Annotated in this window: 12 protein-coding genes; 10 read left to right on the plus strand and 2 right to left on the minus strand. The window is 69.5% G+C overall.

From position 1 onward, the window contains the following. The first annotated feature begins 574 nt into the window (after nucleotides 1-574). From FVS66_RS19195 to FVS66_RS19205, 3 genes are all read left to right on the plus strand, one after another. On the plus strand, nucleotides 575-1,267 hold the full coding sequence (locus FVS66_RS19195) for a PadR family transcriptional regulator (protein WP_149182414.1): 693 nt from the start codon (nucleotides 575-577) through the stop codon (nucleotides 1,265-1,267). 50 nt (nucleotides 1,268-1,317) lie between these two features. Then, a complete protein-coding gene (locus FVS66_RS19200) occupies nucleotides 1,318-2,400 on the plus strand; it encodes an inositol-3-phosphate synthase (RefSeq protein WP_149182415.1) in 1,083 nt (360 codons plus the stop codon). Nucleotides 2,401-2,503: 103 nt separating this feature from the next. Further along, nucleotides 2,504-3,757, plus strand: a complete 1,254-nt coding sequence (locus tag FVS66_RS19205; RefSeq protein ID WP_149182416.1) for an MFS transporter — start codon at nucleotides 2,504-2,506, stop codon at nucleotides 3,755-3,757. 91 nt (nucleotides 3,758-3,848) lie between these two features. On the opposite strand, the gene FVS66_RS19210 is transcribed toward FVS66_RS19205, so the two are convergent. Next, nucleotides 3,849-5,291: a CCA tRNA nucleotidyltransferase gene (locus FVS66_RS19210; RefSeq protein ID WP_149182417.1), complete on the minus strand. Its 1,443-nt coding sequence runs from the start codon at nucleotides 5,289-5,291 to the stop codon at nucleotides 3,849-3,851. 182 nt (nucleotides 5,292-5,473) lie between these two features. Between FVS66_RS19210 and FVS66_RS19215 the strand changes: the two genes are divergently transcribed. The 7 genes from FVS66_RS19215 to trxA all read left to right on the plus strand — a co-directional run bounded on the left by FVS66_RS19215 (nucleotide 5,474) and on the right by trxA (nucleotide 15,055). After that, the gene (locus FVS66_RS19215) at nucleotides 5,474-7,810 is read left to right on the plus strand and encodes a DUF6049 family protein (protein ID WP_149182418.1); all 2,337 of its coding nucleotides are present in this window, start codon (nucleotides 5,474-5,476) and stop codon (nucleotides 7,808-7,810) included. A gap of 45 nt (nucleotides 7,811-7,855) precedes the next feature. After that, nucleotides 7,856-10,075: a murein biosynthesis integral membrane protein MurJ gene (gene murJ / locus FVS66_RS19220; protein ID WP_149182419.1), complete on the plus strand. Its 2,220-nt coding sequence runs from the start codon at nucleotides 7,856-7,858 to the stop codon at nucleotides 10,073-10,075. Between the two features lie 120 nt (nucleotides 10,076-10,195). After that, on the plus strand, nucleotides 10,196-11,917 hold the full coding sequence (locus FVS66_RS19225; RefSeq protein ID WP_149182420.1) for a protein kinase family protein: 1,722 nt from the start codon (nucleotides 10,196-10,198) through the stop codon (nucleotides 11,915-11,917). Nucleotides 11,918-11,945: 28 nt separating this feature from the next. Further along, on the plus strand, nucleotides 11,946-12,650 hold the full coding sequence (gene sigM / locus FVS66_RS19230) for an RNA polymerase sigma factor SigM (protein ID WP_149182421.1): 705 nt from the start codon (nucleotides 11,946-11,948) through the stop codon (nucleotides 12,648-12,650). Beyond that, nucleotides 12,647-13,564 (plus strand): hypothetical protein, encoded by a 918-nt coding sequence (locus tag FVS66_RS19235; protein ID WP_149182422.1) that lies wholly within the window; start codon nucleotides 12,647-12,649, stop codon nucleotides 13,562-13,564. The genes sigM and FVS66_RS19235 overlap by 4 nt, the downstream gene beginning before the upstream one ends. A gap of 126 nt (nucleotides 13,565-13,690) precedes the next feature. Next, nucleotides 13,691-14,665 (plus strand): thioredoxin-disulfide reductase, encoded by a 975-nt coding sequence (gene trxB, locus FVS66_RS19240; protein WP_149182423.1) that lies wholly within the window; start codon nucleotides 13,691-13,693, stop codon nucleotides 14,663-14,665. Nucleotides 14,666-14,710: 45 nt separating this feature from the next. Next, entirely contained in the window at nucleotides 14,711-15,055 is a 345-nt protein-coding gene (gene trxA, locus FVS66_RS19245; protein ID WP_149182424.1) for a thioredoxin, read from the plus strand. A 90-nt stretch (nucleotides 15,056-15,145) separates the two neighbouring features. Here trxA and FVS66_RS19250 read toward each other — a convergent pair whose 3' ends face one another. After that, the gene (locus FVS66_RS19250; RefSeq protein WP_149182425.1) at nucleotides 15,146-15,763 is read right to left on the minus strand and encodes a GNAT family N-acetyltransferase; all 618 of its coding nucleotides are present in this window, start codon (nucleotides 15,761-15,763) and stop codon (nucleotides 15,146-15,148) included. Between the last annotated feature and the right edge of the window lie 61 nt (nucleotides 15,764-15,824).

The raw sequence follows: 15,824 nt of genomic DNA on the forward strand, positions 1-15,824 counted from the left end.
GCCGGGCCTTCGGCGCCGCGTCGCCGGCCCCCGCGCTGAGCGGCCCGCCGGGCCTCGGCACGACCGTAGGGTCGTGCCTCGCCATACGGGTCGGAGGAAGATCCTGAACTGACATCCCGCGCCGGGGCCGACCGGCGGCCGGGCTGCTGGGCAGCGCGCCGGGCCGCGGCACGGCCGCCATCCTGCGGCTGCGACGGTTTACGACGGTGCTCGCTCATCGAACGACTACTCCTCGGGCAGGCGAGTACGCCTGAAAGCGGCAGCTGAGTTCCGGTCCCCCCGAAATGGATCGGACGAGCCCACCGAGCCCGTCCGCCATGCACCCACGACGATGACGTCCCCCGTCGTCACGTGGTTCCCGGTGGTGTGCATGCCGCACAGACTACGCACGGACAAAACCACCCTTGAGTCGAAGTTCACCCCAAATCAGGCAACGCGCCTACTGCGAATTGGGGATGTGACGCCGTTCACCACGGCCCCACTTGTCGGCACAGGACAGCCGTTCTATCGTCGGGATGTATCGAGCCGATACATCAGGGCGGCATAACGAGCGGAGTGAAGGAGGAAGCGGCTCATGAGCAGGCGCTCCGGCATCCTCGAGTTCGCCGTCCTAGGTCTGCTCCGAGAAGCTCCGATGCACGGATACGAGCTGCGCAAGCGGCTCAACACCTCGCTCGGCATCTTCCGCGCCTTCAGCTACGGCACGCTCTACCCCTGCCTCAAGACACTGGTCGCCAACGGCCGGCTCATCGAGGAACCGGGCAGCGCCCCGGAGGACGCCCTCGCCGCCTCGCTCTCAGGACGACGCGCGAAGATCGTCTACCGGTTGACCGCCGAAGGTAAGGAGCACTTCGAGGAACTCCTGTCCCACACGGGACCGGACTCCTGGGAGGACGAGCACTTCGCCGCCCGCTTCGCCTTCTTCGGGCAGACGGAGCGCGAGGTACGGATGCGGGTGCTGGAAGGCCGCCGCAGCCGTCTCGAGGAGCGGCTGGAGAAGATGCGCGCCTCCCTGGCCCGGACGCGCGAGCGTCTGGACGACTACACGCTTGAGCTCCAGCGGCATGGCATGGAGTCCGTGGAGCGCGAGGTGCGCTGGCTGAACGAGCTCATCGAGAGCGAGCGGGCGGGCCGCGATCAGCGACGATCCGGCTCGGAGAGCCCTTCAGGGCCCGCGGAGCAGAACAACACATCTGGAGACACGGGCGGCCTGCCCCGGCACGGGGGCAGTACCCGGCCGGATCCGTCCGACGACACCACCAAGTGAAACCCTGCGTACTGCAGGGCTTCGTCGAGAACAAACAGGGAGCAACCGGAATGGGTTCGGTTCGCGTAGCCATCGTCGGCGTGGGCAACTGCGCCGCCTCGCTGGTGCAGGGCGTCGAGTACTACAAGGACGCCGACCCGGCGGGCAAGGTGCCGGGGCTGATGCATGTCCAGTTCGGCGACTACCACGTGCGGGACGTCGAGTTCGTTGCCGCCTTCGACGTGGACGCGAAGAAGGTGGGCCTCGACCTCGCGGACGCCATCGGCGCCAGCGAGAACAACACCATCAAGATCTGCGACGTGCCGAACAGCGGCGTGACGGTCCAGCGCGGTCACACCCTGGACGGTCTGGGCAAGTACTACCGCCAGACCATCGAGGAGTCCGCCGAGGAGCCGGTCGACGTCGTCCAGATCCTCAAGGACAGGCAGGTCGACGTTCTGGTCTGCTACCTGCCGGTCGGCTCCGAGGATGCCGCCAAGTTCTACGCGCAGTGCGCCATCGACGCCAAGGTCGCCTTCGTCAACGCCCTCCCGGTGTTCATCGCCGGCACCAAGGAGTGGGCCGACAAGTTCACCGAGGCCGGTGTCCCGATCGTCGGCGACGACATCAAGTCCCAGGTCGGCGCCACCATCACGCACCGCGTCATGGCGAAGCTGTTCGAGGACCGGGGCGTCATCCTGGACCGCACGATGCAGCTGAACGTCGGCGGCAACATGGACTTCAAGAACATGCTCGAGCGTGAGCGTCTGGAGTCCAAGAAGATCTCCAAGACCCAGGCCGTCACCTCCCAGATCCCCGACCGGGACCTCGGCGAGAACAACGTGCACATCGGACCCTCGGACTACGTGGCGTGGCTCGACGACCGCAAGTGGGCCTACGTCCGCCTCGAAGGCCGTGCCTTCGGTGACGTGCCGCTGAACCTGGAGTACAAGCTCGAGGTGTGGGACTCCCCGAACTCCGCGGGTGTCATCATCGACGCCCTGCGCGCCGCGAAGATCGCCAAGGACCGCGGCATCGGCGGCCCGATCCTCTCCGCGTCCTCGTACTTCATGAAGTCGCCGCCGGTGCAGTACTTCGACGACGTGGCCCGCGAGAACGTCGAGAAGTTCATCAAGGGCGAGGTCGAGCGCTAAGCGCTCAAGACGCTCGTACCCGCCAAGAGAGGCTCTCTCTCACGGCGTTGGGGCCCCCGTGGCGTACGCCCGGGGGCCTTCGCCGTATGTGACCCTTGCTGTCATGTCCGTCGTACGTGATCTGCGCGTACTCCTGCGCCTGACGAACTTCCGCCGCCTCCTCGCCGTACGACTCCTCTCCCAGTGCGCCGACGGCGTCTACCAGGTCGCGCTGGCCACGTACGTGGTCTTCTCGCCCGAGAGGCAGGCCACGCCTGCCGACATCGCCTACGCGATGGCGGTGCTGCTGCTGCCGTACTCCCTGGTCGGCCCCTTCGCCGGTGTGCTGCTCGACCGCTGGCGGCGCCGCCAGGTCCTGCTGTACGGAAATCTGCTGCGCGCCCTCCTCGCCGCAGGCACCGCGCTGCTCATCCTGGCGTCCGTACCCGACTGGCTCTTCTACGTCTCCGCGCTGTCCGTGACCGCCGTCAACCGCTTCGTCCTCGCGGGGCTCTCCGCCGCGCTGCCCCGCGTCGTCGACGCCGACCGGCTCGTCATGGCCAACTCCCTGTCGCCGACCGCCGGTACGCTCGCCGCCACCGCGGGCGGGGGTCTGGCCTTCGCGGTCCGGCTGTTCGCCGACGGCTCCGACGCCGTGGCCATCGTTCTGGGAGCCGCGCTCTATCTGTCCTCCGCACTGGCGTCCCTGCGCATGAGCCGCGATCTGCTCGGGCCGGACCCCGACCTCGTCATGCCCCGGATCGGTGCGGCGCTCGCCTCGACCGCCCGTGGCCTGTGGATCGGACTCCAGCATCTGTCGGAGCGGCGGCCCGCCGCCCAGGCACTGGCCGCGATCACGCTTGCCCGCTTCTGCTACGGCGCGCTGACAGTGACCGTACTGATGCTCAGCCGGTACGCCTGGTCCGCGAGCGAATCAGAAGGGCTCGCCCTTCTGGGGCTCGCGGTCGCCGTATCGGGCGCCGGATTCTTCACCGCGGCGGTCATCACGCCCTGGGCGACGGAGAAGCTGGGAACGGGTGGCTGGATGGCAGTGTGCGCCGGATCGGCCGCGGTCCTGGAGCCGGCGTTGGGGTTGCCCTTCGCCCCCGTGACGACCATGATCGCCGCCTATGTGCTCGGCCTCATCACACAGGCCACGAAGATCTCCACCGACACGGTCGTCCAGAGGACGGTCGACGACGCCTACCGAGGCCGGGTCTTCGCTCTCTACGACATGCTCTTCAATGTCGCGTTCGTCGCCGCGGCCGGTGTCGCGGCGCTGATGCTGCCTCCGGACGGCCGCTCCACGCCTCTCATCCTCACCGTCGCCGGCCTCTACGCCCTGTCCGCCACGGCACTCGCCCGTTGGCGTCCATGACGTCGGGGCGGTGTTTCACGTGAAACACCGCCCCGTCCGGTACCCCGCATCCCCGCGTCGTGTTTCACGTGAAACATGACGCGGTCGGCGTTCAGCTCTGGGCCGCCCACCACTCCTTGAGCGCGGCGACGGCCGCGTCGTGATCCATGGGGCCGTTCTCCAGCCTCAGCTCCAGAAGGAACTTGTACGCCTGACCCACGGCGGGTCCCGGGCGGATACCGAGGACCTCCTGGATCTGGTTGCCGTCGAGGTCCGGCCGGATCGCGTCCAGCTCCTCCTGCTCCTGAAGCTGCGCGATGCGCACCTCGAGCCCGTCATAGGCCCGGGACAGCGCACCTGCCTTCCGCTTGTTACGCGTCGTGCAGTCGGATCGCGTCAGCTTGTGCAGCCGGGTCAGCAGGGGACCCGCGTCGCGCACGTAGCGCCGAACGGCGGAGTCCGTCCACTCGCCGGCGCCGTACCCGTGGAACCGCAGATGCAGCTCCACGAGCCTCGACACGTCCTTGACCATGTCGTTGGAGTACTTCAGAGCGGTCAGCCGCTTCTTGGTCATCTTTGCCCCGACCACCTCGTGATGGTGGAAGGAGACCCTGCCGTCCGGCTCGAAGCGCCGTGTCCGCGGCTTGCCGATGTCATGCAGGAGCGCCGCCAGTCGCAGCACCAGGTCGGGACCGTCCTCCTCGAGGTCGATCGCCTGCTCGAGGACGGTCAGCGAGTGCTCGTAGACGTCCTTGTGCCGGTGGTGCTCGTCGCTCTCCAGGCGGAGGGCGGGCAGCTCGGGCAGCACATGGCGAGCGAGACCGGTGTCGACGAGCAGCGCCAGGCCCTTGCGCGGATGGGCGGAGAGCACCAGCTTGTTCAGCTCGTCCCGGACTCGCTCGGCGGAGACGATCTCGAGCCGCTCAGCCATCTCCCTCATCGCGGACACGACCTCGGCCGCCACCTCGAAGTCGAGCTGGGCCGCGAAGCGCGCGGCGCGCATCATCCGCAGCGGGTCGTCGGAGAAGGACGCCTCGGGGGTGCCCGGCGTGCGCAGCACACGCTCCGCCAGGTCCTCGATCCCGCCGTGGGGATCGATGAACTCCTTCTCGGGCAGGGCGACCGCCATCGCGTTGACGGTGAAGTCACGGCGTACGAGGTCTTCCTCGATGGAGTCGCCGTAGGAGACCTCGGGCTTGCGCGAGGTGCGGTCGTACGCCTCCGAGCGGTACGTCGTGACCTCGATCTGGTAGCCGTCCTTCTGGGCGCCCACCGTGCCGAACGCGATCCCGACCTCCCAGACGGCCTCCGCCCACGGCCGGACGATCTTCAGTACGTCCTCGGGGCGGGCGTCCGTGGTGAAGTCGAGGTCGTTGCCGAGTCGGCCGAGCAGCGCGTCCCGTACCGAGCCACCGACCAGGGCGAGGCGGAAGCCGGCCTCCTGGAACCGGCGGGCGAGATCGTCGGCGACCGGGGAAACGCGCAGCAGCTCACTGACCGCGCGGCGTTGCACCTGGCTCAGGGCAGTCGGGTTGTCTTCATTGGCGTTCGGCACAACAGAACAGGGTACGTGGCCCCGCCACGGGGAGCCTCCTTGATTTCGAGCGCCCTCCTGTACTCTCGCCCGATCTTGTGGACCACTCCGCAGCACTTCGCCGCACCGCGTCTCGTTACCATGCGTGGACGCAGGAACCGGCAAGGACCGACGGCACAAGACGACGAGGGACGGACGAGCGCGTGGCCGAGGCGGCAGACTTCCAGGGCACCGATCCCTCCCCTGCCCGCCGCTGGCTGCGGCGGGCGGCCGCAGTCGTCGCCGCCGTCCCCCTCCTGGCCGGGCTGGTGCACCTCCCGGCCGCGCCCGTCGCGTCGGCGGTCGCACCCGCCACGTCCACAGCCGCGTCGGCCGGATCCCGCACCGTCGATGTGTCTCTGGACACACTGGCCCCCGGCGCGCCGGTGAAGGGGGACACCCTCACGATCACCGGCACGGTCACCAACAAGGGCAGGGAGACGGTGAGCAGGGCGCACATCGACGTGCACCTCGGATCCAGGCTCTCCAGCCGGGGCGCGATCGAGGACGCCGCCCGCCGCACCGGCTTCTCGCAGGGCAGGGACGGCAGGCCCCTCGGTGGCGCGTACACAGTCAAGGTCGCGAACATCCCCGGTGGTGGCAGCCGTGAGTTCACCCTTGCCGTACCGGTCGAGAAGCTCGGTCTGGACGACGAAGGTGTCTACCAGCTGGGCGTCTCGCTGTCCGGGATGACCACGAGCGACCCCTACGAGCAGGTGCTCGGCATCGAGCGGACCTTCCTCCCCTGGCAGCCCGCCGCCGCGAAGAGCAGGACCCAGGTGACCGTCCTGTGGCCGCTGATCTCGTCCGTGTACCTGTCCGCCGAGACAGGGTCCGACGACCAGCAGACGCCGGTGTTCGAGAACGACCGCCTCGCGGCGGAGCTCGCCCCCGGTGGGCGACTGGAGCGGATGGTCACGCTCGGCGCCGAGCTTCCCGTCACCTGGGTCGTCGACCCCGACCTTCTGGCCACCGTCGAGGCGATGACCCGCGACTACCGGGTCAGGAGCGGGGACACCACCGTCGAGGGCAAGAACCAGGCCGTCGCGAAGCGGTGGCTCAACGCTCTCGACAAGGCGGTGCAGGGCGACAAAGTGATCGCGCTGCCGTTCGGCGACCCGGACCTGGCGTCGCTCGCGCACCGGGGCAAGCGCGTCTCCGGCTCCCTCAGCCATCTGCGGCCGGCCACGGAGCTCGCCGAGTCGACCGTGGAGACGATCCTCCATGTGAAGCCGTCGGTCGACTTCGCCTGGCCCGTGGACGGCGCGGTCGACCCGTCGATCGTCGATGTGGCGACGTCGGCGGGCGCCGACAAGGTGATCAGTCGCAGCGACAGCATGCGGGAGGACCTGCCGTACACGCCGAACGCCGCCCGGCCCATCGGTGGCGGCACGACCGCGGTCGTGTCCGACGCCACCCTCTCCACCGCCTTCGAGGGCGACATGGCACGGGCGGGCGACTCCACGGTGGCGATCCAGAAGTTCCTCTCCCACACGCTGGCCGTCGCCCTGGAGCGGCCCGGCAACGCGCGGAGCGTCGTGATCGCCCCGCAGCGGATGCCGACGGTCTCGCAGGCGGAGTCGATGGCGAGTGCGCTTCGGGTTCTCGGCGCCCAGCGCTGGTCGCAGCCCTCGGACCTGCTCACCGCCACCACGGCCAAGCCCGACCCGAAGGCGACGACGCACGTGCCGTCGGCCGGGAAGTACCCCAAGGAGCTGCGCCGGGAGGAGCTGCCGGAGACGGCTTTTCGGCAGCTGAAGACCACGCAGGACACACTGGACAACTTCAAGGTCATCCTCACCGCCGCCTACCGCGTCGTGACGCCGTTCGGCAACGCGATCAGCCGGGAGATGTCGACGTCATGGCGCGGCCGCCCGCAGGAGGCCGGCGACTACGGCAGGGCTGTGCAGGCCCATCTGGAGAGCCTCACCGACGAGGTGAAGCTGATCGAGAAGTCGGATCTGACGCTGTCGGGGCGGAGCGCCACGATCCCGGTGACCGTGCAGAACAAGCTGGTGCAGGGCGTCGACCATCTGGTGCTCAGGCTGGAGTCGACGAAGCCGACCCGTCTGAAGCTCAACGGCGGTGAGGCGATCACCGAGCTGCCGGTGCGGATCGACGGCGGTCACAGCCAGTCCGTGAAGTTCACGGCCTCCGCCAACGCGAACGGTCCCGTCCCTGTGACGGCGCAGCTGTTCACGGAGGACGGCAGGCGGTACGGCCGGCCCATGACGTTCACCGTCAAGGTCTCCGAGATCACATCGACGGTGATGCTCGTCATCGCCGGCGGCGTGCTGCTTCTCGTCCTCGCCGGTGTCAGGATGTACAGCCAGCGCAAGCGTGCTGCGGCGCGCAAGGGCGACGCCGACGCCCCCGAAGAGGCGGATTCCTCGCCTTCGGGGCCGGAGAGCGACGATCCGGTGCAGCCGAGTGACCCGGTGCCGGACACCGGACCGCAAAGCGCCGACCCTTCGGGCCCGGGTGAGAAAGTGGACCGTTGAGCGATGTCGTGGCCGGCCGGCCCGGGACGATGAGGTGGGGTAACCATGAACGCGCCGTACGACGGTGACCGCGGCCAGGGCGCGGGCGGCGGCAGTGCGCCTTCGGGCGGCACGCCGTCCACCCCCGGGCCGGAACAGGTACCGCCCGCCGCCCAGCCGGCCCCCCAGGCCCCCTATGTCCAGGACGCCTATGTCCAGGACGCCTACGACCACGACCCGTACCGGGCGCAGGACCTGTCCTCGCAGGACCCGGTCGACGAGGTCCTCTACGACCGGGCCGCGCATCCGCCGCCCCCGCCCGGCACCTACGAGAAGCCCCGCCCTCTCTACCAGCAGCCCGAGGCGACCCCGTACGCCCCCGACCCGCGCGTGTGGGCCCAGACGCCGCCGCCCGAGCCGGACGGGCCGTCCCGCCACCTTCCGTACGGCGACGACGCCCGGACCGTTCAGTTCACCGGCGTCGACGACCTGGTGACCCAGGCCGGTGAGGAGAGGCCCGCGCCCGATGTCTTCGCGCACCTCTACCGCGACCAGCAGGTCCAGGGCGATCCCCCGGCTCCTGCCGCGACCGCGGCACCGGCCGCGCCGCCCGAGCCGGCCGAGGTGGCGCCGCCACCGCCGCCGAAGAAGTCCGGCGGGAAGGCCGCCGGTCTGCTGAAGTCGAGCGCCGTGATGGCGGCCGGCACCCTGGTGTCCCGTCTCACCGGTTTCCTCCGGAGCCTGGTGATCACGGGTGCTCTCGGCGCGGCGACCCTCGGTGACGCCTTCACCGTCGCGTACACCCTGCCGACGATGATCTACATCCTGACGGTCGGCGGCGGCCTCAACTCGGTCTTCGTCCCGCAGCTCGTCCGCTCGATGAAGAACGACGAGGACGGCGGCGAGGCGTTCGCCAACCGGCTGCTGACGCTCGTCATGGTCGCGCTGGGCCTGATCGTCGCGGTCGCGGTGTTCGTCGCGCCGCTCCTCGTGTACGCGATGTCCCCGACCATCGCGAACGACCCCGACGCCAACAGCGTCGCCGTGACCTTCGCCCGGTTCTGCCTGCCCACGATCTTCTTCATGGGCGTGCATGTGGTGATGGGTCAGATCCTCAACGCACGCGGCAGGTTCGGCGCGATGATGTGGACCCCGGTCCTCAACAACGTCGTCATGATCTTCACGTTCGGCCTGTTCATCTGGGTGTACGGCTCGTACTCCGAGACGAAGATGGGCGTGGACGTCATCCCGGACGAAGGCGTCCGGCTGCTCGGCGTCGGCACACTGCTCGGCCTGGTCGTCCAAGCGCTGGCGATGATCCCGTACCTGCGTGAGGCGGGTTTCCGGTTCCGCCCGCGCTTCGACTGGAAGGGCCAGGGCCTCGGCAAGACGGTCAAGCTGGCCAAGTGGACGGTGCTGTTCGTCCTCGCCAACCAGGCAGGCGTCGTCGTCGTCACGCAGCTCGCCACCGCCGCGGGCAAGGCCTCCGGCACGGGCGGCGCGGGCATCCTCGCCTACTCCAACGCCCAGCTCATCTGGGGCATGCCACAGGCGATCATCACGGTTTCCGTCATGGCCGCGCTCCTGCCTCGCATCTCCCGCGCCGCACACGACAACGACCCCGGTGCCGTCCGCGACGACATCTCGCAGGGCCTGCGCAACTCGGCGGTCGCCATCGTCCCCGTCGCGTTCGGCTTCCTCTCCCTCGGCGTGCCGATGTGCACCCTGCTGTACGCCTCCAGCGGCCTCGAGGCGGCCACGGGCATGGGCTTCATCCTCATGGCATTCGGCCTTGGCCTGATCCCCTACTCGGTCCAGTACGTCGTCCTGCGTGGCTTCTACGCCTACGAGGACACCCGCACGCCCTTCTACAACACGGTCATCGTGGCGGCGGTCAACGCCGCCGCGTCCGCGATCTGCTACGTCGTCCTCCCTCCCCGGTGGGCCGTTGTCGGCATGGCCGCCTCGTACGGCCTCGCCTACATGGTCGGGGTGGGCGTCGCATGGCGCAGACTGCGCAACCGGCTGGGTGGCGACCTCGACGGGGCCCACGTCATCCGTACGTACGCCCGGCTGTGCCTGGCTTCGGTCCCCGCCGCGCTGGCCTCCGGGGTGGTCGGGTTCGGCATCCTTTCGCTGCTCGGCATGGACGCGCTGGGCTCGCTCGTCGCTCTGGTGACCGGGGGAGTCGTGCTCCTCGCCGTCTTCTACGTGGCGGCCCGCAAGATGCGTATCGAGGAGCTCAACGCCATGGTCGGCATGGTCCGGGGCCGTCTGGGCCGCTAGAGACTCGGGGCGGCCGCACAACCATCACCGGCCACCGCGTGTCGTGCATAGCGGCGGACTGTGGGCACAATTGGCATGGCTGTTGGATATGGCGCATCGGATGGGGAGGCAGGAACGACGGTGGCGGAACGTAGCACGGCTGCCGTCGACGTGGCCGACAACAGCGGTGACGACCCGCTGACCGCCAAGGCGGACGGGACCACGGCCGACGGGGCGGAAGCACAGGACGCGACGGACATGTCTTCCCGGAACACGGACGGCGAACGAGGAACCGAGGAAGAGCCCGCCATCAAGGCACCCGAGTTGCACAGCGGACACAAACTCGCCCGCCGTTACCGGCTGGAGGAGTGCGTCACCCGTCTGGACGGTTTCAGCAGTTGGCGTGCCGTCGACGAGAAACTCCGCCGCGCCGTCGGCGTCCATGTACTGCCCGCCGACCACCCCAGGGCGCGGTCGGTACTCGCGGCCGCACGCTCCTCGGCACTGCTCGGCGACCCCCGGTTCGTCCAGGTCCTCGACGCCGTCGAGGAGAACGACCTCGTCTACGTCGTGCACGAGTGGCTTCCGGACGCCACCGAACTGACCACCCTGCTCGCCGCGGGCCCCCTGGAGCCGTACGACGCCTATCAGCTCGTCAGCCAGGTCTCCCAGGCGATGGCCGCCGCGCACCGCGAGGGGCTCGCCCATCTGAGGCTCACGCCCGGAGCGGTGCTGCGCACCTCCACGGGCCAGTACCGGATCCGCGGGCTCGCCGTGAACGCCGCTCTGCGCGGGATCAGCGTGGACCGACCCCAGCTCACCGACACCGAGGCGATCGGCGCGCTGCTCTACGCGGCGCTGACGCAGCGCTGGCCGTACGAGAACGACGCCCACGGCCTGTCCGGCCTGCCGAAGGGCGTCGGGCTGATCGCCCCCGACCAGGTCCGGGCGGGGGTTCACCGGGGCCTCTCCGACCTGGCCATGCGCGCGCTCGCCAACGACGGCGCGACCGCGTCCCGCCAGGAGCCCGCCTGCACGACCCCTGACGAGCTCACCAAGGCCGTCGCGGCCATGCCCCGCATCCGCCCTCCGGAGCCGGCCTTCCCGTCCGCGCCGGAGTACCAGCGGACGACCTACCAACAGGGCAACTACGGGCGTCCGCACCAGCACCCGAGCGCAGCGGCCACCCAGCCGGTGCCCGCGCCGCCCGCGCCCCTGCAGAGCCGCACGGGCAAGGCGCTGAAGTGGGCGGTGTCCGCACTCCTGATCGCCGCCCTCGGCCTCGGCAGCTGGCAGATCGCGGACAGGCTGCTCGAGAAGGAGCCGCCGAAGGACGACCCCGGCACCAGCCAGCCCACGACGGCACCCCAGGACGAGAAGCCCCGGGCACCGGTCCTGCTGCCGATCCAGAACGCCAAGGAGTACGCCCCCGACGGCAATCCGCAGAACGCCGATGCCGCGGAGAACACCTACGACTCCGACGCGCAGAGCTACTGGCGCACCAGGAGCTACGTCGACGGCCCGGATCTCGTTCCGCTCGTGAAGGAGGGTGTGGGCATCGTCTACGACCTCGGGGCGGAGAAGGACGTGTCCGCCGCGTCCATAGCGCTGCGCTTCGTCGGTGACCACACCACGATCACCCTCTACGCCACCGACGGGCTGTCCCCGTCCGGCACGGTCGGCGGAATGCAGAAGATCGCGACGGGCCGGACCGACGACCGGACGCTGAAGCTGACCGCGGACAAGCCTGTGAAGAGCCGCTACGTGCTGCTGTGGATGACCGCGATGCCCTACGCGCCGGGCGATCAGTACAGCGACCCGGGCCACAAGCAGGCGATCACCGACGTCAAGTTCACCGGCTGATCCCAGCCGTCGCGGGAGAGGTCTCACCGTGGACGACGCCACACTCGGCAAGGCGAGCGATCAGGAACTGCTCGACAGGCATGTCGCCGGCGATCCTGACGCCTTCGGTGAGTTGGTGCGCCGCCATCGCGACCGGCTCTGGGCGGTGGCCCTGCGCACGCTCGGGGACCGCGAGGAGGCGGCCGACGCCGTCCAGGACGCCCTCGTCTCGGCGTTCCGCGCGGCCCACACCTTCCGCGGTCAGTCCGCCGTCACCACGTGGCTGCACCGCATCACCGTCAACGCCTGCCTGGACCGTGCCCGCAAGTCGGCGTCCCGCAGAACCTCGCCTCTGGACGACACCGAGCGGCTGGAGCAGCTTCTGGAGCCCCACGAGTCCGCGGAGGCCCCGGCCGAGCGGCAGGACCTCCACCGGCAACTGCTGGCCGCCCTGGCGAAGCTTCCCCCCGACCAGCGTGCCGCCCTGGTCCTGGTGGACATGCAGGGCTATGCCGTGGCCGAAGCGGCGAGCGTCCTGGGCGTCCCGACCGGAACCGTCAAGAGCCGGTGCGCCCGCGGCCGGGCCCGGCTGCTCCCCATGCTCACTCATCTGCGCGGTGACGCGGTGGATAACAGCGGCACCGACCGGGGAAGGAACCGGACGCCAGGGACATCCGTCCCACCGGCGTCGGGACCCAGGGACCCAGGACCAAATGATCCTGCTGCTGTGAAGGGCGGAGGTGGACGCGCGTGACATCCACGGCCGACACAACTCAGCACCCGGACGTCTCGGAGATCTCCGATCTCACGGAAGGCGTCCTCCCACCGTCCCGGACGGTCGATGTGCGCCGCCATCTCGACAGCTGCGTCCTCTGCGCCGATGTACGGAACTCGCTGGAGGAGATCCGCGGGCTCCTCGGCACCCTCCCAGGGCCGGCCCGTATGCCGGTCGACGTCGCGGAGCGCATCGATGCCGCCCTCGCCGCCGAGGCACTTCTGAACGCCACCACGCCGGACGACACCGCGCTTGTTTCACGTGAAACGGTGGCCGCAGAGCCCGGGCGCCGGCCTGTGAGGCGCAAGGCCGCGGAGCGGCCGCTCGCCCCGCCGGCCGGGCGCCCTCACGGCCCGACCGGCCCCGGACGGAATCCCTCACGCCGCCGTCGGCACGCCGTTCTGGGCGCTGTCTGCGGCCTGGCGGCGGTCAGCCTGAGTGTGGTGCTCTTCCAGGCGTCCCGGCCCACCGGGGACGATCCTGCGACCGCGAAAGCCGACGCCGCGGTCTCCGAGAGCCACGACGCCCGGTTCTCGGGGACGGTGCTGGCGGACAGGGTCCGATCGCTCCTGGTCTCCCCCGAGGGCCCGGGCGCCAAGACGCCAGGCCTCCAGCGCGAAGGAGGAGTGGACGCGCAGGACGTCAATCCGATGAGGAACCTGCCGGGAGCGGACATGCCGCTCTGTGTCCAGCGAGGACTGAACCGCAGCGAGCAGCCCCTCGCGTCCGAGCCCGGCGAGTACGCCGGCCGCCCCGCCTATCTGGTCCTTCTCCCGCACCCCGGCGCCGACACGCAGGTGGACGCCTATGTCCTGGACGCCACGTGTGCGACCTCCAAGGCCGCCACCGCGACCGCGGACGTGCTGCTGAAGCGGTCTTACGCGCGTCCCTGACAGACGCGCCTACAGCCGCACGGGCTCCACGGGAATGCCCGCCCCTTAGGATCCGTTGGGTGGGGTGAGAGTCTTGACCCGGCCCCCGTAGGCAGTAAGCAGTCTGCAGAGACGAGGAAGAAACCCGTGAGCGACGTCCGAAACGTGATCATCATCGGCTCCGGGCCCGCCGGTTACACGGCAGCGCTCTACACGGCGCGCGCGTCGCTGAAGCCGCTGGTCTTCGAAGGTGCCGTCACCGCCGGTGGCGCACTTATGAACACGACCGACGTGGAGAACTTCCCCGGGTTCCGTGAGGGCATCATGGGCCCGGAGCTCATGGACAACATGCGGGCCCAGGCCGAGCGCTTCGGCGCCGAGCTGGTTCCGGACGATGTCGTCGCCGTCGACCTGACTGGTGACATCAAGACCGTGACGGACACCGCAGGCACCGTGTACCGGGCCAAGGCGGTCATCGTGACCACCGGCTCACAGCACCGCAAGCTCGGCCTGCCGAACGAGGACGCCCTCTCCGGTCGTGGTGTCTCCTGGTGCGCCACCTGCGACGGCTTCTTCTTCAAGGACCAGGACATCGCCGTCGTCGGCGGCGGCGACACCGCGATGGAGGAGGCGACCTTCCTCTCCCGCTTCGCCAAGTCCGTCACGGTGGTGCACCGCCGGGACACCCTGCGCGCCTCCAAGGCGATGCAGGAGCGTGCCTTCGCCGACCCGAAGATCTCCTTCGCCTGGGACAGCGAGGTCGCGACCATTCACGGCGAGCAGAAGCTCACGGGCCTCACCCTGCGCAACACCAAGTCGGGCGAGACTTCCGAGCTGCCGGTGACCGGCCTGTTCATCGCCGTCGGCCACGACCCGCGTACGGAGCTCTTCAAGGGCCAGCTCGAGCTGGACGACGATGGCTACCTGAAGGTGGACGCGCCGTCCACGCGTACCAACCTGACGGGCGTTTTCGCCGCCGGTGACGTCGTCGACCACACCTACCGTCAGGCCATCACGGCCGCCGGTACGGGCTGCTCCGCCGCGCTGGACGCCGAGCGCTTCCTCGCCGCGCTCGCCGACACGGAGCAACTGGCCGAGCCGGAGAAGACCCCCGCGGTCTGACCTGCTGATCCCCCACCCACACCCCGCACAGTGAAGGAGCCCGCAGTGGCCGAGCTGAAGGAAGTGACCGACGCCTCGTTCGAGGAGGCCGTCCTCAAGAGCGACAAGCCCGTACTGGTGGACTTCTGGGCTGCCTGGTGCGGCCCGTGCCGCCAGATCGCCCCGTCGCTGAAGGCGATCGCCGACGAGTACGGCGACCAGCTCGAGGTCGTCAAGCTCAACATCGACGAGAACCCGGCCACGGCCGCGAAGTACGGCGTCATGTCGATCCCCACCCTGAACGTCTACCAGGGTGGCGAGGTCGCCAAGACCATCGTCGGTGCCAAGCCGAAGGCCGCGATCGTCCGCGACCTGGCCGACTTCATCAGCGAAGAGGCCACCAAGGCGTGAACCTCCGCCTCGGTTTCACGTGACACGCTGTTTCACGTGAAACAGCGAACGGCCCATCCCTTCGGGGGTGGGCCGTTGTCGTACCGGTGGTCAGAGCGGCCGCAGCGCCGGTTCCTTCTGCACCGCACCGAGCAGACGGTCCAGCGCCAGCTCGACGTCCTCCTTCCACGACAGCGTGCTGCGCAGTTCGAGTCGCAGCCGCGGGTACCTCGGGTGTGGGCGCACCGTCTTGAAGCCCACGGCCAGCAGATGGTCGGCGGGCAGGACGCAGGCCGGCTCCTTCCAACGGGCGTCACCGAAGGCTTCGACGGCCTTGAACCCCCGCCGCAGCAGATCCTTCGCCACGGTCTGCACCATCACCCGCCCCAGCCCCTGCCCCTGGTATCCGGGTGTGATCCACGCGGTCATCAGCTGGACGGCATCGGGGGACACAGGGCTGGTGGGGAACGCGGTGGAGCGCGGCACATAGGCCGGCGGGGCGTACAGCACATAGCCCACCGGGACTTCGTCCACATAGACGACGCGGCCACATGAGCCCCAGTCGAGGAGCACGGCGGAGATCCATGCCTCCTTCTCCAGCTCCGGCGTGCCCGCCTTCACCGCGGCTTCTCCGCTGACCGGGTCGAGCTCCCAGAAGACGCAGGTACGGCAGCGCTTGGGGAGGTCCGGAAGGTTGTCCAACGTGAGCGGTACGAGCCGACGCCCCATGAAGGTTGTTCCTCACTTCCTTCGTCTGCCGCACCACGGGCGGCGAATGCGCATACCCGAA

Origin of the sequence: Streptomyces sp. TRM49041 (assembly GCF_008271805.1) — a bacterium.
Classification (GTDB): Bacteria; Actinomycetota; Actinomycetes; order Streptomycetales; family Streptomycetaceae; genus Streptomyces.

Coding starts and splice junctions, on each gene's coding strand:
- FVS66_RS19195 (WP_149182414.1), top strand. CDS start 575: ATGAGCAGGCGCTCCGGCATCCTCGAGTTCGCCGTCCTAGGTCTGCTC.
- FVS66_RS19200 (WP_149182415.1), top strand. CDS start 1,318: ATGGGTTCGGTTCGCGTAGCCATCGTCGGCGTGGGCAACTGCGCCGCC.
- FVS66_RS19205 (WP_149182416.1), top strand. CDS start 2,504: ATGTCCGTCGTACGTGATCTGCGCGTACTCCTGCGCCTGACGAACTTC.
- murJ (WP_149182419.1), top strand. CDS start 7,856: ATGAACGCGCCGTACGACGGTGACCGCGGCCAGGGCGCGGGCGGCGGC.
- FVS66_RS19250 (WP_149182425.1), bottom strand. CDS start 15,763: ATGGGGCGTCGGCTCGTACCGCTCACGTTGGACAACCTTCCGGACCTC.